This is a genomic window from Actinoplanes sp. NPDC051470, from assembly GCF_040682035.1.
Classification (GTDB): Bacteria; Actinomycetota; Actinomycetes; order Mycobacteriales; family Micromonosporaceae; genus Actinoplanes.
Map to the genome: position 1 here is coordinate 949,162 of NZ_JBFBAA010000001.1, position 18,833 is coordinate 967,994.

The following is an 18,833-nucleotide window of genomic DNA, read 5'->3' on the forward strand; positions in this document are numbered from 1 at the left end:
ACCACTCGCTCACGGGACCACCTGATCGGGGACCGGCGAGACCTCCGCGGGCAGGTCCTCGACCCGGTCGGTGTCCCACGGCCGGCTCCAGCCGGCCAGGTCGAGCAGGGTCGAGGTGACACCGGCGGTGAAACCCCAGACGAGCATGTCGCGGACCAGGAAGGCCGGGCCGATCCAGCCGCTCGGATGGCGGATGCGCAGCCGGTTGGCCGGGTCGACCAGCTCGGCCACGGGCAGCCGTTCGACCCGGGCGACCTCGGCGGGCTGGCACGGGCGCACCGGATGGGGTGCGTGCCACCAGGCCAGCACCGGCGTCACCACGAAACCGCTGACCGGGATGTACAGCTCGGGCAGCCGCGCGACCACGGTGGCGGTGGCCGGGTCGAGCCCGACCTCCTCGTGGGCCTCGCGCAGCGCGGTGGCGGCCGGGTCGGCGTCGCCGGGGTCGGAGGCGCCGCCCGGGAAGGCGGGCTGACCGGCGTGGTTGCGCATGGTCGCGGCCCGTTGCAGCACGAGCAGGTCGGGTTCGCCGGGTCGGTCTTCGCCGAGCAGCACGAGCACGGCGCTGGGTCGCCCTTCGCCGTGCGGTGCGCGCAGGGTGGTGAAGTCTTCGGTACGCAGCGTCGCCGCCCGGCTCCGCAACGGCTCCCACCAGCCGGGCAGCCCGGTCACGGCGCCACCGTCACACCGGTGTGGGTGCGGACCAGCTCGGACAGCGTGCGGGCGTCCACCGGCAGCGGGTGCACGTTGGTGCGGCCGGCCGCGTCGACGAACACGGTGACCGGCAGGTTCGCCCGGCCCAGGGCGGTGAGCAGGCGGCGGTCCCGGTCGTACAGCGTGGGCATGGTGACCGAGCGGCCCTCACCGAACGACGCGGCCGCCGCACGGCTGTCACCCACATCGACCCCCAGGACGTGCAGCCGCCCGCCGGCCCGATCGGCCAGCTTCTGCACGACCGGCAGTTCGTCGCGACACGGCCCGCACCACGACGCCCACATGTTGATGACGGCTGGTCCGCGCAAATCGTTCAATGCCACCTGTTGTCCGCCGGTGAAGCACGGGAGCGACAAATCAGGCAGGGGGGAGGTCGCGGCCGAGGAAGAGGAGGGGGCGGCCGAGGCAGGCGGCGCGGTCAACGCGGCACAGTCAGCGAACGGCGACGGGGTCTCGGGGGCGGCCGTGGCCGAGGTCTCGGGCGGCGAGGTGCACGCCGCCAACGCCAGCACCAGGGGCACGGCCAGCCACGTCAGCCCGCGGCTTACAGGCGAAGGACCAGGAGAGATCGAGGGTACGGACGGTCGCGGCGCACGACGGGCGGAAGAGGCCGGTCGCGGCGCCGGGAGGGCCGGACCACGCCTCACGGGGCCTCCGGGGTGACGATCGCGGCCGCCGGGACCAGGTCGGGGTCGACGCCGGCGTGGATGGCCAGGTCGCGGGCCCGCGGACCCTTGAGCAGCCGGGCCGCGCCGGCCGCGTCGGTCGGGCCGGTGCCGTACGACGGGCACATCGGCGCCAGCGTGCAGGCCCCGCAGGCCGGCTTGCGGGCGTGGCACACCCGCCGCCCGTGGAAGATCACCCGGTGCGACAGCATGGTCCAGTCGCGCTTCTCGATCAGGTCGGCGACCGCGAACTCGATCTTGACGGGGTCGTCCTCGTGAACCCAGCCGAACCGGTTGGTCAGCCGCCGGAAGTGGGTGTCGACGGTGATGCCGGGGACGTCGAACGCGTTGCCGAGGATCACGTTGGCCGTCTTGCGCCCGATGCCGGGCAGGCTGACCAGGTCGTCGAGCTTGGCGGGGAGCACCGAGTCGTACCGCTCGACCAGCGCCTGGCCCAGCTTGATCAGCGAGTCGGTCTTGGCCCGGAAGAACCCGGTGGGCCGGAGGATCTCTTCCATCTCGCTGCGCTCGGCCGACGCGTAGTCGGCCGGCGTCAGGTAGCGCTTGAACACCCGCGGCGTGACCTCGTTGACCCGGACATCGGTGGTCTGCGCGGAGAGGATGGTGGCGACGGCCAGCTCGAGCGGGTTGGTGAAGTCGAGCTCGCAATGCGCGTCGGGATGTGTCTCGGCCAGCTCGCGAGCCATCTTGCGGGCCCGGCGCTTGCGCCCGATCGGCGTCTCACCGGCGAAACGCTTGGCCGCGCGGGCCAGGACAGCGGCAGGGGACGGAGTCACCGACAAAGAGTACGTCGCCGGTACGACAGGCCGACTCACCCCGGCGGCGAGATCGATCCGTCCTCACCGATCTTCGCCGCGGTGTCGCCGAAGTCGTCGGCGGACAGGTCGGCGATCAGATCGCGGGACTTACCGTCCTCGTCCGCGGTCGGCACCCCGACCGGGCTCATGAAGGTGGAGACCACCTTGCCGCCGGCCCACGAACCGTCCGGCTTCAGCGAGACGTGCAGGATGGCGCCGTACTTGAGCACCCCGGTGTTGGACAGCGTCTTGCCGCCGCCGGCGAAGTTGCCCAGGCTGTAGGCGATCAGCCGGTCCTTGTAGAACTCCATGCCGCGCAGCACGTGTGGACCGTGCCCGACCACCACGTCGGCGCCGGCGTCGATGACCGCCCGGCTGAACGCCTTGGGGTCGCCGCGGTCCTCGCCGAAGAACAGCTCGTGCCCGGAGCGCACGTGGTTCTTGTCCGAGCCCTCGGCGCCCATGTGCACCTGCACGACGACCAGATCGGCCTGTTCGGCGGCCTTGGCGACCACCTCACGCGCGGCGTCGAGGTCGTTCAGGTTGTTCGCCCCGGCGTACGAGGAGAAGCCCACCGCCGCCACCTTGACGCCCTTGACCTCGGCCACGGTGATCTGGCCCTGGGCCCCGGTGTGCTTGAGCCCGGCGTCCTCGAGCGCCTGGGCGGTGTTCTTGTAGCCCTGCCGCCCGTAGTCGTTGGAGTGGTTGTTGGCCGTGTTCAGCAGCTGGAAGCCGGCCTCTTTCAGATGCTTCGCGTACGACGGCGGAGCCCGGAACGCGAAGCAGTTGGCCCGGGGCGGCGACCCGCATTTGGAGGAACCGGTGTCGCCGGTCAGCGGCTGTTCCAGGTTGCCCATGACCAGGTCGGCCTTCAGCCCGTCGCGGACCGAGTCGAAGAAGCCGTCACCGCCCCGGGCCGGCAGCTTGTTGGGCGCGCTGCCCATGATGATGTCCCCGGTGGCCGACATCGAGATCGCGTCGGCCGCGGCCGGCTCCTCTTCCTGCCCCGTGGGCGCCTGGCTCTTCTTCGGTACGGAGGAGGGCGCGGCGGCGGGCGCGGACTGCCACTGCGGCGGGTCCGATTTGTCGCGATTGGCCAGAGCAACCCCGCCGATACCGGCCCCGGCCAGCACCGCGATCACGATCGTCGCCGTCAGGACGGGACGGCCGAACAGACCGGTCCGGGGGTGGGCATTCATCGACGGCGACGATACCGTCAGGGGACAACTACGGACGACGGTCGTTCAGCCGACAATCAATCACCGAGAGCGACGGATTTTCGAGCGAGACGGCCCGTAGCGGTTACGCTGCGGGATCTGGATCAAGGGGTGCCCGCCCGTTTCCGGCACGCGTGCGCCTAGACTGATCGAGCGCGGGCAAACGCGCAGGTGGAGGTGCGGCGATGGATGAGGTGCTGGCGCGCAGCGGGATCTTCCAGGGCGTTGACCCGGAGGCGGCCGAGGCGCTCGCCAAGGAGATGGACACGATCGAGGTCCGCAAGGGCGACATCGTCTTCAACGAGGGCGAGGCGGGCGACAGCCTTTACATCGTGCTCTCCGGCAAGATCAAGCTGGGACGCCGTGCGGCCGACGGCCGGCAGAATCTCGTCTCGATCATGGGCCCGTCCGACATGCTCGGCGAGCTGTCCCTGTTCGACCCGGGTCCGCGAACGGCGACCGCGACCGCGGTGACCGACACCCGGCTGGCCCGGCTGAAGAAGTCGTCGCTGCGTCCGTGGCTGAACAACCGGCCCGAGATCGCCGAGCAGTTACTGCGTGTGCTCGCCCGCCGGTTGCGCCGGACGAACGACGCCCTGGCCGATCTGATCTTCACCGATGTGCCCGGCCGGGTGGCGAAGAACCTGCTCCAGATGGCCGGCCGGTTCGGCACCCGGGACGGCGGCGTCCTGCGGGTCACCCACGACCTCACCCAGGAAGAGCTGGCCCAGCTGGTCGGCGCCTCCCGCGAGACGGTGAACAAGGCCCTGGCCGACTTCGCCTCGCGCGCCTGGTTGCGGCTCGACGGCAAGAGCGTGATCATCCTCGACCCGGAGCGTCTCGCGCGTCGCGCGCGCGTCTGACCCCGAACAGCTGACAAAGGGCCGCCCGCCCGGGCGGCCCTTTCGCATGCCCGGACGCCCTCCCGCCGGAAGATGTTCCCGGACGGCCCTTCCGCCGGAAGATGTGCCTGGCCGCTCGGAGACGGGCCCGGCCGGCCGGAAGGCCACCCGGGAGAAGGACGTCAAGATCCGTGTCGCACCTGGTCGGATGTTCGTTGTGGAGGTGGTCGAGAGGCACGACACCACAGCGAGAGGGCGCGGACTTGAGCAACGCACGGGCCGGCGGGCACAGCGGGGTGAGCACGTGACCGTCCTTGAGTCCGCGATCGACCCGCGTACTCCCGCTTTCCTGCAGGGCAGGTCCGCGATGCTCGAGCGCCTGGCGGAGCTCGAGGCGGCGCTGGACGAGGCCCGCGCCGGTGGCGGCGAGAAGTGGGTGACGCGGCATCATGCCCGGGGCAAGCTGCTGCCCCGCGAGCGGGTCGAGATGCTGCTCGACCGGGACAGCCCGTTCCTGGAACTCTCCCCGGTGGCGGCCTGGGGCTCCGGCTATCCGGTCGGCGCCAGCGTGGTGACCGGCATCGGCGTGGTCGAGGGCGTCGAGTGCGTGGTGATCGCCAACGATCCGACGGTGGACGGGGGCGCCGTCAACCCGTACACGGTGGAGAAGATCCGTCGCGCCGCCCGGATCGCCGCGGTCAACCGGCTGCCCCTGGTCAACCTGGTCGAATCGACCGGCGCGGCCGCCCCGGCGGGCCCACCGCCGGGCGGCGCCATCGCCCGCGACCTCAGCCAGCTCACCGCCGACCGGGTGCCGACCGTCTGCGTGGTGTTCGGCGCGACCACGGGTGACGCCGCCTACCTGCCGGCGCTCTCCGACTACACGATCATGGTGCGTGGGCACGCCAAGGTGCTGACGATCCACCCCCAGCCGGTACGCGCCACCACCAACGGCCGTGGCTCCGAGGTGCGCAGCGCCCCGACCGTGCCGGCCGGTGTCACCGGACCGGCCGATCAGCTCGCCGAGGACGAGCGGGACGGCCTGCGGCTGGCCCGTCAGTGCGTACGCCGCTTCAACTGGCGCAAGCGCGGCCCCGCACCGCGCACCACTCCCCCGCGCCCGCCCCGCTACGACGCCGACGCCCTGCTCACCATGGGCGGGGCGGACGCCTTCGACCCGCGCGAGGTGCTCGCCCGGATCCTCGACGACAGCGACTTCGACGAGTTCAAGCCGACCCAGGGCACCGCGGTGGTGACCGGCTGGGGCGAGCTGCACGGCTACCCGATCGGCGTGGTGGCCAACCTCGGCGGCACGTTCACCCCGGCCGAGACCCAGAAGGCCGTGCACTTCATCCAGCTCGCCAACGCCACCGACACCACCCTGCTCTTCGTGCAGTACACCGGCGACGCCCAGGTGGAGGACCGGGAGGCGGCCGACGTCCGGCACGGCGCGCCGCTGGTGCACGCGGTGGCCAAGTCGGCCGTGCCGCACCTGACGCTGATGATCGGCGGGACACCGGCCGAGCAGCTGGGCGGCATCTACGGTCGGGCGTACGAGCCACGGTTCCTCTTCAGCTGGCCGGTGGAACGACCCGCCGAGGAGCCGGACCAGCGGCGCAAGCTTCCGGACGACGGCGTCATCGACCCCCGCGACACGCGTACGGTGCTTGGTCTCTGCCTTTCCGCCGTGCACAGCGCGGCCGTGCAGGGTGCCGAGCACGTGGGCGTGTTCAGACCCTGAAAGCGAGCTGTGCCGCCGAAGGCGGCTCCGCCGCAATGCACTAAGGAGACTCTGAAGCAGTGATCCGACGTCTGTTGGTGGCCCACCGTGGTGAGATCGCCCGCCGGGTGTTCGCCACCTGCCGCCTGGTCGGCATCGAGACGGTTGCCGTCTACTCCGATGCCGACGCCGACGCGCCGCATGTGACGGAGGCCGACTACGCCGTCCACCTGCCCGGCAACTCGCCGTCGTCGACCTACCTCCGCGGCGATCTGATCATCGCCGCGGCCCGCCGCGCCGGCGCCAACGCGGTGCATCCGGGCAACGGTGTGATGGCCGAGGATCCGGACTTCGCCGCCGCGGTCGTGGACGCCGGGATGATCTGGGTGGGCCCGCCGGCCAAGATCCTGGGCACGCTGCACAGCAAGATCGAGAGCAAGGCGAGGGTCGCCGAGGCGGGCGTACGGGTGCTGCCCACGCACACCGACCCGGCGCAGGTCACTGACTTCCCGGTGCTGATCAAGCCGGCCATCGGCGGTGGCGGCACCGGCATGCGCGTGGTCCGCGACAGGGTCACGCTGGCCGAGGCGGTCGCCACCACCCGCCAGGAGGTCGGCTCGGACGTGTTCTGCGAGCCGTACGTCGAGGACGCCCGGCACATCGAGATCCCGATCCTGGCCGACGCGCACGGCAACGTGGTCCCGTTCGGCGAACGGGAGTGCTCGGTGCAGCGCCGCTACCAGAAGATCGTCGAGGAGACACCGTCCCCGGCGGTGGACCCGGCGCTGCGCGAGGAGCTGTGCCGCGCGGCGATCGTCAGCGTCAAGGTGCTCGGCTTCGTCGGCGTCGGCACGGTCGAGTTCCTGCTCGACGCGGCCGGCGACTTCCACTTCCTCGAGCTGACCCCGAGCCTTCAGGTGGAGCACGCGATCACCGAGTGCGTCTCCGGGTACGACCTGGTCCGGCTCCAGTTCCTGATCGCCGAGGGCGGCCCGCTGCCGATGCCCGGCCCGCCGCCGATCCGCGGGCACGCGATCGAGGTGCGGATCTGCGCCGAGGACCCGGCGTACGCGTGGCTGCCCGCGGCCGGAACCCTGCACCGCTTCGCCGTCCCCGACGTGGCCGGCTCGTTCCGCCCGCTGCCACAGCCCGGCCTCCGCCTCGACGCCGGGGTCACCGACGGCTCGGTGGTCGGCGCGCACCACGACCCGATGCTGGCCAAGCTGGTGGCGTGGGCGCCGACCCGGCCCGAGGCGGCCCGGATGCTCGGCTCGGCGCTGGCCCGGGCCCAGCTGCACGGCGTCGTGACCAACCGCGACCTGCTGGTCCGGGTGCTGCGGCACCCGTCGTTCCGGATGGGCGAGGTGGACACCGGCTTCCTCGACCGGCACCCCGAGGTCTTCGCGCCGCTGCTCTCGTCGGTCGACGCCGTACGCATCTCCTGCCTGGCCGCCGCCCTGGCCGGCGCCGCCGGTCGCCGCTCGTCCGCCCGCGTGCTCCACTCCCTGCCCAGCGGCTGGCGCAACGTGCCCTCCGGCTCGCAGACCTCGGTCTACGACGGCCCGGCAGGCCCGGTCGAGGTGGGCTACCGGATGAACCGGCACGGTGAGCTGGCCGGCTGGTGGGTGCGTGCGGTCGACCCGGAGGAGCTCGACCTGGCCGGGCTGGGGCAGGAGCCGACGATCGACGACCACCCGCCGACCACGGTCGTGTACGCCTCCCGCGACAAGGTGGCACTGGACGTGAGCGGCATCCGGCTGACCTTCCACGTGCACCGGGTGGGCGAGGTGTCCTACGTGGACAGCCCCGAGGGTTCGGTCACGCTGCGCGAGGTGCCACGGTTCCCGCTGCCCGCCCCCGAGGCGGCCGAGGGTTCGCTGATCGCCCCGCTGCCGGGCGCCGTGCGGCGCGTCCTGGTGGTGCCGGGCCAGCGAGTACGCGCCGGCGAACTGCTCCTGACCCTGGAGGCGATGAAGCTGGAGCATCCCGTGCACGCCCCGTCCGCGGGGGTCGTCGCGTCACTCCCGGTGCACCCCGGCGCCGAAGTGGACACCGGCGAACTGCTGGCCGTCCTCGACCCCGAGTAGATCCATTCGTACGCTCTCGGGGTGCGGATCGACCTGGTTGCCCTGATCGTCGACGACTACGACCCGGCCATCGCCTTCTTCACCGGGGTGCTCGGTTTCGACCTGGTCGAGGACACGCCGTCGCTGACCAACGACGGACGGCCGAAGCGCTGGGTGGTGGTTCGCCCTCCCGGGGCGCAGACCGGAATCCTTCTTGCCCGCGCCGACGGCGAGCACCAGCGTGCCGCCGTCGGCCACCAGACCGCCGGCCGGGTCGGGTTCTTCCTCCGGGCCGACGACTTCGACGCGACGTACTGGAGGATGACCGAGGCCGGTGTCACGTTCGTTCGCGCACCGCGTACCGAGCCTTACGGTCGCGTCGCCGTCTTCCTCGACCTGGCCGGAAACCGCTGGGACCTCCTCGGAGCGAACGACAACTGATTCAGCGGTTCGGCGCCGCCAGGCAGTGGAAGGTGCGGTCGTCGCCGGTGGGTGGGCGCACGGCGAAGGACCAGCCGTGCAGGTCGGTCACCTCGGTCGCGCGGCGGAACGATCGGACGCTGCACACCTCGCGCACTGTTTCGTCGCCGGTCACGGCCGCTCGGTTCGCGGGGTCGACGCCGGCCGGGAGGCGGCCGGTGGCGTAGGTGCGCCAGCCGATCGGTGAGGCCGAGGAGACCGGGACGCGGAGCTTGCCGGCCAGGGGGCGCACGCCGGCGGGTGGCGCCGACGACGCCAGCCAGGCGCCCGCCAGGGCGACGGCGACCAGCAGGAACACGCCGAAGCCGCCGAGGAACCACCTGCGCTTCTTGCGTTCGGTGTTGACGGTGGGTGTCTCGTCGGGCTGGGTCTGGCTGGTCGGCGGGACCGGGCGGGGCGTGCCGAAGCTGTGGGCCGAGCGGTACAGGGTCGGCGGCACGGGCGGGGTGCCGCCGGGGGCGAGCTGGAGGCCGCCGAGCATCTCGCGCAGCTGCTCGGCGGTGGGCCGGGCGCGCGGGTCGTTGGTCATGCCGTAGCGCAGCACGTCGGTCATCGACTGCGGGATGTGCGGCAGGTCGGGGATGGGCCGGTTGAACAGGTCCATCAACGTGATCAGGCTGGGGCTGCGGTCGCCCTCCCAGCGCGGCGGGTGGCCCTTCATCACCGCGTACAGGGTGGCGCAGAGCGCGTAGACGTCGACCGCGCCGGACGGGGTGTCGTGGCGGAACATCTCCGGCGGCGCGTACGCCGGGGTCAGCACCTCGAGGGTGACCGACGAGTCGCGCATCTCGCCCAGCACGGCCAGCCCGAAGTCGGCGAGCACGGCCGGGTTGAAGTGGGAGTAGAGGATGTTGGCCGGCTTCACGTCGCGGTGCAGCACCCCGTTGGCGTGCGAGTGGACCAGCGCGTCGGCGATCTTGACGCCGAGGTCGCGGGCCTCGACCGCGCCGAGCGGCGAGACGCGCATGCGGTCGAGGTACGAGCCGTCGCACAGTTCCATGATGAGGTAGGGGTGTTGGTCGACCGTGACACCGACGTCGAACAGGTCGACCACGTGTGGATGCGAGGACATGCGACCGGCCGCGCGCGCCTCGCGCAGGAACCGGGCCTGATCACGAGGGTTGTCCAGGGTGCGGTTCTCGACCTTGATCGCGACCTCGCGGCCGACCGAATCCTGAGTGGCTTTGTAGACAGTGGCGTATCCGCCGCGGGCCATGACCGACAATCCGGACATGCCTGGCACATAGGGTGTGGGCAGGGCGCCAGGCGGGGTGTCCGTCACGGCTATGAAAATAACCCAGGAGCGGCTGAGATCATCCAGGCACGTCAGAGGTAAGGACAACTGATTCGGCCGGACCGGTCAGCGGCAGGGCGAGAGCGTCTCGCAATTCCTCCGCCGCGAGGCGTTCACCTGCCTGTTCGGTCGAGCGGGCGAGCAGGACCGCTTCGTCGGCGGCCACCCGGGCCTCGTCGAGACAACCGGCCGCCGCCAGCACCCTCGCGTGCACCCCGGCCGCCACCACGCTGCTGCGGACGTCTTCCGCGTTCACCTCGCGGGCCCGGACGATCCAGGTCAGCGCGGCGTCACCCCGGCCTTCGGCCAACAGGGCCGATGCGTACGAGGCCAGCGCCTGCCGCCGCGAGAACAGCAGGGACGGCGTGCCCGTGTCACTCGCGATCGGCGCCAGCAGCCCGACCGCGGTGGACGCGTCACCGGCCCGCAGCCGCGCCTCGGCCAGCAGCACCCGCGGCCCCACCTGCGCGGGCGCGAGCGGATTGTGTGGCTCGACCGCGCTCATCACCCGGCGGGCATCGGCCTCGGCCGCCGCCGTGTCACCCCGGTGCAGGTGGACGAAGCCGCGGATCGTCCCGGCCATGCCGAGCAGCAGCGGGTGCCCGGTGCGGTCGGCGTAACCCAGCGCGTCGGTCAGCAGGTCGGCGGCATGGTCCCACTCGCCGAGGCCGCGGGCGATCGCGCCCCGCACCACCAGCGCCAGGCCACGCCCCCAGTCGTCGGAGACCGCGCTGAACTCCTTGTACGCGCGGCGCGCCTCCTGGTCCGCCTCACCGAGGTCGCCCAGTTCGCTGGCCGCGTACGCCTCGACCGCACGAAGCGTGCCCACCGCCCAGCCCTCACCGACCCGCTCGCCGAAGGGCAGGAAAACCTGGGCCAGCCGGCGCGCCTCGGTCAGCCGGCCGGAGAGCAGCCGGGCGAACGCGGTGGTGCCGCGCAGCCAGGAGCGCCCGACCGGATCGCCCAGCTCGGCGAAGAGCCGCGCGGCCCGGCCCAGGACGGCGTCGGTGCCGGTGAAGTCGCCGCGGGTGGTGGTGACCCAGGCCAGGTTCTGCAGCGCCCAGGCCTGGCCGTGCCGGTCGCCCGCGGCCAGCGTCACCTGGTAGGCGGCCGCGAACCGGCTGCTGGCCTGGCTGAGCCGCCCGGCCAGGAAGTCGGCCATGCCCAGCCGGCGCATCGCGTTGGCCCGCTCCGGCGCCAGCTCGGCCTCGGTGGCCACGTCCAGCGCGCGCTGCCAGGACACCGTGGCCCGTGGCATGTCGCCGAGCGCCTCGTGCGCGCGGCCGGCCACGAGCAGCGCCTCGGCCCGCGCGACCGGGTCGTCGTCGGCCACCCCGGCGATCTTCTCGCCGTACGCCAGAGCCTCGTCGGCCCGGCCCAGCCGCAGCAACGCCCGGGCCTGGACCAGCTGGTCGGCGACCGGCAGGTCACCCTTGGCCAGGGCGGTGGCCCGTTCGCCGTACTCGATCGTGGCGCCCGGCTCCACGTTGGCCAGGGCCCGCCGGGCCAGCCGGCTGAGCGCGTTCATGCCGAGCGGGCCGACCTGCCGGGCCGGGGCGTCGGCGCGCAGGCGGACCTGGTCGGCCAGCTCGACCGCGCATTCGGCGTGGGTGGCCACGAAGGCGTCCCGCTCGTTCTCGGTCAGGCTGAGCCGGCCGGCCGCGTCGTAGCCCAGCTCGGTGACCGACTCCGGCGCCGCCCAGCGGGCCAGGTAGGCGTGTTTGTCGGCCAGCTCGGCCTTGCCGATCCCGGCGTACGCGCCCTCGCGCATCAGCGGCGTGGTGAACGCGAACCCGCCGCGAACCCGGTGCAGCATGCGGCGTTGCAGCAGCTCGTCGACCGCGCGCTCGAGCTCGACGGCAGCGACCGCGCCGGGCCGGGCGTCGCTGGCGGCGCGGCGCTCACGCAGGGCCTCGACCACACCGGTCGGCACCGTGTCACCGACCACCGCCGCGTCCCGCAGCACCGAGCGTGGCTCGGCCGGCAGCGCGTCGATGCGGGCGGCGAGCACCGCGGCCAGGTCGCGGGAGAGCAGCTGGCTGCCCATCGAGCCGGCGGCCAGCTGCCACTTGCCGGCCGCGTTGGCGCCCACCGCGGGGATCAGCGCGCCTCGCTCGATCAGCAGCGTGACCAGCTCGGCCAGGTAGAACGGGTTGCCCTGGGCGGTGGCGAGCAGCCGGTCGGCGTCGGGCTGGGGCAGCTTGCCGCCGTTCAGGTACGAGGTGAGCAGCCGGGCGGCGTCGGCGCCGCGCAGCGACGGCAGCGTGTGCACCTCGGCCTCGGAGAGGCGGGTCAGCGCGCCGGCCGTACGCACCAGCTCGGGCCGCCCGAGCAGCAGCACCACCACCGGGCCGTCGAGCCGGGCCAGGGTCATCCCGAGCGCGTCGACCGTGGTGGCCGTGGCGTCGTGCAGGTCGTCCACGATCACCACCAGCGGCGCCTCGGTGGCCAGCGCATTGAGCAGGTCGGCGACCGCGATCGAGATCGCCTCGGCGTCGGTGCGCTTGCCGCTGGGCGCCCAGTCGGCGGTGGCGTTGGGGCCCACCGGGACGGTCGGCGCCTCGCCGTAGCCGAGCAGCCCGAGCAGCCGGTCGATGTCCACCCGGGCCGGCTCGCCGTCTCGGCCCAGCCGGTTGACCAGCTTCTTCAGCCGCTCCTCGACCACCGGGCGGGTGATCGTGGCGGTCACGTCCTTGGGCAGGCCGGCCGACTTGCGGACCAGGTCGGCCAGCGGCGCGAAGCGGCGGCGCTCGCCGAACGCGCGGCAGCGCACCCGCAGCACCCGGGCGCCGGTGTGTGCCGCGAACCGGCCGTGGCTGCTCACGTCGTACCCGGCGGCCAGGCGTTTGATCTCGGTCGCGAACCGGGTCTTGCCGATCCCGGCCTCGGCCGTCATCACCATGACCCGGGGGGTGAGCGTGTCGATCGCCTCGGACAGCCGCCCGGACACCCGGCCCAGCTCGGTCTCCCGGCCCACGAACGGCGCCTCGTCGCCCACGCCGGAGCGCATGCCGGGCGCGTCGTGCAGGCCGAGCAGCTCGAACGCGGGCACCGGCTCACGCTTGCCCTTCAGCCGCAGCGGGCGCAGCTGACGCCAGGCCGCCACGTGCCGGGTGGCCCCGGTGGTGCGGGCACCGGCGTAGACCCCGCCGACCGCGGCGGCGTCGGCCAGCCGGGCGGCGGTGTTCACGGTGTCGCCGATGACGGTGTACTCGATGGACGCCTGGATGCCGGCCACCACCTCGCCGGTGTTCAGCCCGACGCGCAGGCCCAGCGGGGCGCCGCCGCCGCGCTCGTCGTCCAGCACCCGGCGGACCGCGCGCTGCATGCTCAGCGCGGCGCGGACGGCCCGCTCGGCGTCGTCCTCGTGGGCCACCGGCGCGCCGAACACGGCCATGATCCCGTCGCCGGTGAGCTTGTCGACGTGGCCGCCGAAGGTCTTGACGGCGCCCGCGAGCGCGGCCAGCACCCGGTCGGTGACCGCGCCGACCCGCTCCGGGTCGAGGTCTTCGGACCAGGAGGTGAAGTCGGAGAGGTCGCCGAACAGTACGGTGACGATCCGCCGCTCGGCCGCCGGCAGGGTGGCCGCGGCGGGCAGGGCGGCGCCGCAGTTGTGGCAGAAACGGGCACCGGGAACGGCGACGGTTCCACACACGGGACAAGTCACAGCGGGTCCAACTGTTGCGCACCCGGTTGTGATTCCCGCCTCAGATATTCGAGCTGAGCCCGGGTGGACATCTCCGCCGCAAACCGTACTTTCGGGTCGATGTCTCGATACACAGAGTTGACAATCGCCTGCGGAGTGTCGGCACCCTCCGCAATCGCCGCGCGCACCTGCGCCAGCCGCTCACGCCGATGCGCGAGATAGGCCCGTGCCACCCGGGCGCAGTCGTCCTGCGCCGGGCCGTGCCCCGGCAGCAACATCCTCGGGTACGCGGTGAGCACGGTCAGGCTGTCGAGGTAGGCGCCGAGGTCGCCGTCCGGGTGGGCGACGACCGTGGTGCCCCGGCCCAGGATCGTGTCGCCGGTGAACACCGCGTCCTCGGTCACGAAGCACACCGAGTCGGCGGTGTGCCCGGGCGTGGCCAGCACCTCGAGGTCGAGCCCGGCCAGCGACAGCCGGCCCGGCGTCAGCGGCTCGCCGTTCACACAGAGCCGGGGGTCGGCCGCCCGGACCGGAGCGCCGCCGAGCAGCCGGGACAGCTTGGCGGCGCCCTCCACGTGGTCACCGTGGCCGTGCGTGATCAGAATCATGCTCACCGGGGTGTGCTCGGCCAGCTTCGCGAGGTGACCGTCGTCGCGCGGACCGGGGTCGATCACCACCGCGTCGGTGGCCCCCGGCGCACGCAACACCCAGGTGTTGGTGCCATCCAGCGTCATCGGGCCCGGATTGGGCGCGCGCACCAGCGTCACCCAGCCGGGCAGACCCTCCTGAGCAGCGCGACCCACGTCACGGATGGTACGTCGCTTCGTGCCACGTGGCAGGGACCGGATGTGCGATCCGGTCACTTTCGGTCAGGTCTCGTGCACAAACGCACACGGACCTGCCCGCTCAGGCCACCTCGGCGATGACCTCCACCTCGACCGGAGCGCCGAGCGGGAGCTCCGCGACGCCGACCGCGCTCCGGGCATGCCGGCCCAGCTCGCCGAGCACGTTCCCGAACAGCTCGGAGGCGCCGTTGACGACGCCCGGTTGCCCGGTGAACCCGGGCGCGGACGCCACGAACCCGGTGATCTTCACGATCTTCACCACGCGGCCCAGGCCGACCAGCGCGTCGATCGCGGCCAGCGCGTTCAGCCCGCAGATCTGGGCCAGGCCGGTCGCCTCCTCGGCCGAGACCTCGGCGCCGACCTTGCCGGTCGCGGCCAGCGTGCCCTCGACCATCGGCAGCTGGCCGGAGACGTAGACGTAGTTGCCGGACTGCACGGCCGGCACGTACGCGGCCAGTGGCGGCACCACCTGTGGCAGGGTCAGGCCCAGCTCGGCCAGGCGGGCGTAGATCGCCGCCCCGCCCTCCCCGCTGACCGGGACGGTCATGCTGTGCCGTCCTTTGTCATGCCCTTCCGGCCCTGGCGTGCGGCGCCGCCGGCCGCCGCCGGCGTGTGCGGCTCGGTGCGGTCGGTCATGACTTGGGCCTCTTCATGTACGCGACCAGCTGCTCGGGATTGGGACCGGGCACGACCTGGACCAGTTCCCAGCCGTCCTCACCCCAGTTGTCGAGAATCTGCTTGGTGGCGTGCACCAGCAGAGGCACGGTCACGTACTCCCACTTCTGCATCGTCGATGTGCTCCTTCGATTCGGGTACCGCGACAGCTTAGGGCTCGCGCGAGTCCCGATTTGGTTAGGCTGAGCGCGATGTCACACGAGACCGAGGACGACGGGCCCGAGATGACGGCGGCGCCCAGTCATCCGGAGCCCGTGCCGGCCCCGGCTCCGGACTCCGATCCGCCTCAGCCGATCCCGCCGCCCGAGCCGGTGCCCGCTCCGGAACCGCCGCACAAGTCCGCCCTGGCTTCCTACGGGGCGGACTTCATCGATGCGGGTCCGGACGCCATGGAGGCTCCGTACCCGCCGCCGGGCGCCTTCGCCGACGAGTCTGGCGCGTCTGAGCCTGGCGCATCGGCCGAACCTGGTGCGGCGGCCGAACCTGGTGCGGCGGCCGAACCCAGCGAGCCCGCCGCTTCGAGCGACGCCGGCACCCAGTTGCTGCCCGCGGTGTCCGACCAGACCGAACAGATGCCGGCGGTACGCACGGACGACACCACCCAGCTCCCGGCCGTGCCCGGCGGCGAGGCGCCGACCGTGTGGCACCAGCCGGTGCCGAGCGGGCCGTGGCACGCGCGGCACGAGAAGCCCGGCGAGTGGCAGTACGTGCCGCCCGAGCACCTCTCGTTCGAGCACTCGCCGCCGGCCGAGGTGCAGATCCCGTCGCTGCTGGGCGCGGCCGCGGTGCCGGTGCCGGCGGCCCCGCCGTGGGAGGTGCCGCTCAAGGCCGAGGACAGCGACCGCCGCCGGCGCAACGGGCTGTGGATCTCGGTGACGCTGACCACCACGCTGCTGCTCTGTGGTGGCGGCGCGGCCTCGGCCTACCTGCTGCTGCGGGACAGCGACACCGGCGGGGCACCCGACCCGGCCACCGCGGTGAACGAGTTCCTCACCGCGGTCTACACCCGCCAGGACCCGGGCGCGGCCGGTGAGCTGGTCTGCCGCGAGGCGCGCGACAAGGACAAGCTGACCGCCAGGGTCGAACAGATCAAGGGCTACGCCGCCGAGTACGACGCGCCGACCTTCCGCTGGGACGAGCCGGCCGTGGACGGGCGGACCGACGAGCGCGCCACGGTGTCGGTTCAGCTCACCATGGCGACCGAGGACGAGAAGACGGCCGAGCAGACGCTGACCTTCACGACCGTACGGAAATCGGGTTGGCTGGTCTGCGAAATCAAGGGCTGACTTCCTTGATTGGGTAAGCGGCGTTACATCCTTGATTGGGTAAGCACAGCCTCGCCGTACTCTCGAACCATGGGTGACCAACTGCGGACCTCGCGCTGGCCGGCTCGCCTGCACGTGGTGACCGGCAAGGGCGGGACCGGGAAGACCAGCGTGGCGGCCGCGCTCGCGCTCGGCCTGGCCGAGGGCGGGCGCAAGGTCCTGCTCGTCGAGGTCGAGGGCCGGCAGGGCATCGCTCAGCTGTTCGGCGTCGAGCCGCTGCCCTACAAAGAGCTGCGGATCGCCAGCGTGCCGGGTGGCGGCGAGGTGCGGGCGCTGGCCGTGGACGCCGAGGAAGCGTTGCTCGAGTACCTCGAGATGTTCTACCGACTGGGCGCGGCCGGGCGGGCGCTGCGCAAGGTGGGCGCGATCGACTTCGCCACCACGATCGCCCCCGGCCTGCGGGACGTGCTGCTCACCGGCAAGGTCAAGGAGTCCACGACGAGGTCGCGGGACGGCCGCCGGGTGTACGACGCGGTGGTGCTCGACGCGCCGCCGACCGGGCGCATCGGCCGCTTCCTGAACGTGACCGCGGAGACCGCGCGGCTGGCCAAGATGGGCCCGATCAAGAACCAGAGCGAGGGCGTGGCGTCCCTGCTGCGCTCGCCGATCACGTCGGTGCACGTGGTGACCCTGCTCGAGGAGATGCCGGTCCAGGAGACCCTGGACGCGATCGCCGAGCTGCGCACCCTGGACATCTCGGTCGGCCGGGTCATTCTGAACGCCGTACGCCCGCCTCTGCTCACTGAGGGCAAAGTCACCAAGGCCGAGCTGAAGCGCGGGCTGACCGCGGCCGGGCTGGCCACCGACGCGGGCACCGTCGCGGTGCTCCAGGACGAGGCCAAGGCCCATCTGACCCGCCGTGGGCTGGAGGAGTCGCTGCGCGGCGAGCTGGCCGAGCTGGGTCTGCCGATGGTCGAGCTGTCGCTGCTCGCCCGTGGGGTCGACCGGGCCGGCCTGGACGCACTGGCCGAGGCGTTGATGGGTGCCTGACGACCGGACTGGTTACGCTCGGGTGGTGACCGTTGCGCGCCTCGACCTCGACGCGGTGCTGGCCGATCCCGTCACCAAGATCGTGGTGTGTTGCGGTTCCGGCGGTGTCGGCAAGACCACGACCGCCGCCGCGATCGGCGTACGCGCCGCCGAGGTGCACGGCCGGCGCACCGTGGTGCTGACCATCGACCCGGCCCGCCGGCTGGCGCAGTCGATGGGCCTGACCGAGCTGGACAACACGCCTCGGCAGGTCAAGGGCATCGACACCGAGGCCAGCGGCGGCGAGCTGCACGCGATGATGCTCGACATGAAGCGGACCTTCGACGACGTGGTCCAGGAGCACACCACGCCGCAGCGGGCCGCGGAGATCTTCGCCAACCCCTTCTACCAGGCGATGAGCTCGACCTTCGCCGGTACTCAGGAGTACATGGCGATGGAGAAGCTGGGCCAGCTCCGGGCCACCGACGAGTGGGACCTGATCGTGGTCGACACGCCGCCGTCGCGCTCGGCGCTCGACTTCCTGGACGCGCCGGCCCGGCTGTCCCGCTTCCTCGACGGGCGCATGCTGCGGCTGCTGCTGGCGCCCGCCCGGACCGGCGGCCGGAGCATGTTTTCGCTGGTCACGGCGTCTTTCGGGCTGTTCTCGCGGGCGGTGCAGAAGATCCTGGGCGCCCAGCTGCTGACCGACCTGTCGGGTTTTGTGGCCGCGCTCGACTCGATGTTCGGCGGGTTCCGGCAGCGGGCCGACGAGACGTACCGAATCCTGCAAGACCCACAGACCGCGTTCCTGCTGGTCGCGACCCCGGAACGGGACGCGCTGCGAGAGGCCGCCTACTTCGCCGAGCGGCTGGTCGCCGAGCGGATGCCGCTGGCCGGCCTGGTGCTGAACCGGGTGCACCGGTCCGAGCTGCCCGGCCTGAGCGCCGACGAGGCCGAGCGGGCCGCGGCGGCTCTCGACGCGACCGAAGGCAACGAGGTCACCGCCGACGCGCTCCGGATCCACGCCACGCTGCTGCGGCAGACCGAGCGCGAGACCCGGGTGGCCGCGACGTTCACCGACGCGTTCCCGGTCGTGCCCACGGCCGCGATCGTGGCCCAGCCCGCCGACGTGCACGATGTCGACGGGCTGCGCACGATCGGCGCGGCCCTGGCCACGACCGGGCGGCCATGAACCCCTGATGGTTCAGGTCAGCGTGCCGAGACCAGCACCTTGTCGGCGTTCTTCTCCTTGAGCGCGGCCTCGAACATCTTCCGCCAGCTCGCCACGTGCGGGTGCCGGCGCAGCAGCGCGCGGCGTTCCCGCTCGGTCATCCCGCCCCAGACCCCGAATTCGATGCGGTTGTCCAGCGCGTCGGCGAGGCACTCGTAGCGAACCGGGCAGCTGCGGCAGATCCTCTTCGCCACGTTCTGCTCGGCACCCTGCACGAACAGCGCGTCCGGGTCGCCGCTCTGACACGCCGCCATGCTGGGCCAGTCGCTGATCATTCCCATCTGTAAACGTCCCCCCTTGCTTTACCCCCTGACGTCTGCGGGCTC

Annotated in this window: 17 protein-coding genes; 7 read left to right on the plus strand and 10 right to left on the minus strand. The window is 72.5% G+C overall.

Annotated elements, in window-relative coordinates; all coding sequences use genetic code 11:
* Nucleotides 1-9: 9 nt before the first annotated feature.
* The 4 genes from AB0M54_RS04645 to AB0M54_RS04660 are packed head-to-tail and all read right to left on the minus strand — an operon-like array spanning nt 10 to nt 3,396.
* Nucleotides 10-672 carry a CoA pyrophosphatase gene (locus AB0M54_RS04645; protein ID WP_364313079.1) on the minus strand — a complete coding sequence of 221 codons (663 nt, stop codon included), beginning with the start codon at nt 670-672 and terminating at the stop codon, nt 10-12.
* On the minus strand, nt 669-1,361 hold the full coding sequence (locus AB0M54_RS04650; protein WP_364469071.1) for a TlpA disulfide reductase family protein: 693 nt from the start codon (nt 1,359-1,361) through the stop codon (nt 669-671). Before AB0M54_RS04650 ends, AB0M54_RS04645 begins: the two co-directional genes overlap by 4 nt.
* Nucleotides 1,358-2,176: an endonuclease III gene (nth, locus tag AB0M54_RS04655; RefSeq protein WP_364469073.1), complete on the minus strand. Its 819-nt coding sequence runs from the start codon at nt 2,174-2,176 to the stop codon at nt 1,358-1,360. The genes AB0M54_RS04650 and nth overlap by 4 nt, the downstream gene beginning before the upstream one ends.
* 35 nt (nt 2,177-2,211) lie before the next feature.
* Nucleotides 2,212-3,396: a CapA family protein gene (locus tag AB0M54_RS04660; RefSeq protein ID WP_364469075.1), complete on the minus strand. Its 1,185-nt coding sequence runs from the start codon at nt 3,394-3,396 to the stop codon at nt 2,212-2,214.
* 203 nt (nt 3,397-3,599) lie between these two features.
* On the opposite strand from AB0M54_RS04660, the gene AB0M54_RS04665 reads away from it, so the two are divergent.
* From AB0M54_RS04665 to AB0M54_RS04680, 4 genes are all read left to right on the plus strand, one after another.
* Nucleotides 3,600-4,277 carry a Crp/Fnr family transcriptional regulator gene (locus tag AB0M54_RS04665; protein WP_285686067.1) on the plus strand — a complete coding sequence of 226 codons (678 nt, stop codon included), beginning with the start codon at nt 3,600-3,602 and terminating at the stop codon, nt 4,275-4,277.
* Between the two features lie 283 nt (nt 4,278-4,560).
* Nucleotides 4,561-5,997 (plus strand): carboxyl transferase domain-containing protein, encoded by a 1,437-nt coding sequence (locus AB0M54_RS04670; RefSeq protein ID WP_364313071.1) that lies wholly within the window; start codon nt 4,561-4,563, stop codon nt 5,995-5,997.
* A gap of 59 nt (nt 5,998-6,056) precedes the next feature.
* Nucleotides 6,057-8,063 carry a biotin carboxylase N-terminal domain-containing protein gene (locus tag AB0M54_RS04675; RefSeq protein WP_364469077.1) on the plus strand — a complete coding sequence of 669 codons (2,007 nt, stop codon included), beginning with the start codon at nt 6,057-6,059 and terminating at the stop codon, nt 8,061-8,063.
* A 21-nt stretch (nt 8,064-8,084) separates the two neighbouring features.
* A complete protein-coding gene (locus AB0M54_RS04680; protein WP_364469079.1) occupies nt 8,085-8,483 on the plus strand; it encodes a VOC family protein in 399 nt (132 codons plus the stop codon).
* A gap of 1 nt (nt 8,484) precedes the next feature.
* On the opposite strand, the gene AB0M54_RS04685 is transcribed toward AB0M54_RS04680, so the two are convergent.
* The 5 genes from AB0M54_RS04685 to AB0M54_RS04705 form a co-directional block, all read right to left on the minus strand.
* Nucleotides 8,485-9,804, minus strand: a complete 1,320-nt coding sequence (locus AB0M54_RS04685) for a serine/threonine-protein kinase (RefSeq protein WP_364469081.1) — start codon at nt 9,802-9,804, stop codon at nt 8,485-8,487.
* 31 nt (nt 9,805-9,835) lie between these two features.
* Nucleotides 9,836-13,483 (minus strand): adenylate/guanylate cyclase domain-containing protein, encoded by a 3,648-nt coding sequence (locus AB0M54_RS04690; RefSeq protein ID WP_364313060.1) that lies wholly within the window; start codon nt 13,481-13,483, stop codon nt 9,836-9,838.
* Entirely contained in the window at nt 13,480-14,265 is a 786-nt protein-coding gene (locus AB0M54_RS04695; protein ID WP_364469083.1) for an MBL fold metallo-hydrolase, read from the minus strand. The genes AB0M54_RS04690 and AB0M54_RS04695 overlap by 4 nt, the downstream gene beginning before the upstream one ends.
* A gap of 103 nt (nt 14,266-14,368) precedes the next feature.
* Nucleotides 14,369-14,854, minus strand: coding sequence for a RidA family protein (locus tag AB0M54_RS04700; RefSeq protein WP_364313055.1), 486 nt, complete (start codon nt 14,852-14,854; stop codon nt 14,369-14,371).
* Between the two features lie 85 nt (nt 14,855-14,939).
* Nucleotides 14,940-15,095: a DUF4177 domain-containing protein gene (locus AB0M54_RS04705; RefSeq protein WP_185038204.1), complete on the minus strand. Its 156-nt coding sequence runs from the start codon at nt 15,093-15,095 to the stop codon at nt 14,940-14,942.
* Between the two features lie 78 nt (nt 15,096-15,173).
* Between AB0M54_RS04705 and AB0M54_RS04710 the strand changes: the two genes are divergently transcribed.
* The 3 genes from AB0M54_RS04710 (at nt 15,174) to AB0M54_RS04720 (ending at nt 18,468) form a co-directional block, all read left to right on the plus strand.
* On the plus strand, nt 15,174-16,268 hold the full coding sequence (locus AB0M54_RS04710; protein ID WP_364469085.1) for a hypothetical protein: 1,095 nt from the start codon (nt 15,174-15,176) through the stop codon (nt 16,266-16,268).
* A gap of 69 nt (nt 16,269-16,337) precedes the next feature.
* The gene (locus AB0M54_RS04715) at nt 16,338-17,297 is read left to right on the plus strand and encodes an ArsA-related P-loop ATPase (protein ID WP_364469087.1); all 960 of its coding nucleotides are present in this window, start codon (nt 16,338-16,340) and stop codon (nt 17,295-17,297) included.
* 25 nt (nt 17,298-17,322) lie between these two features.
* Nucleotides 17,323-18,468: an ArsA family ATPase gene (locus tag AB0M54_RS04720; RefSeq protein WP_364313047.1), complete on the plus strand. Its 1,146-nt coding sequence runs from the start codon at nt 17,323-17,325 to the stop codon at nt 18,466-18,468.
* Nucleotides 18,469-18,485: 17 nt separating this feature from the next.
* On the opposite strand, the gene AB0M54_RS04725 is transcribed toward AB0M54_RS04720, so the two are convergent.
* Nucleotides 18,486-18,788, minus strand: coding sequence for a WhiB family transcriptional regulator (locus tag AB0M54_RS04725; protein WP_364313044.1), 303 nt, complete (start codon nt 18,786-18,788; stop codon nt 18,486-18,488).
* Nucleotides 18,789-18,833: the final 45 nt, after the last annotated feature.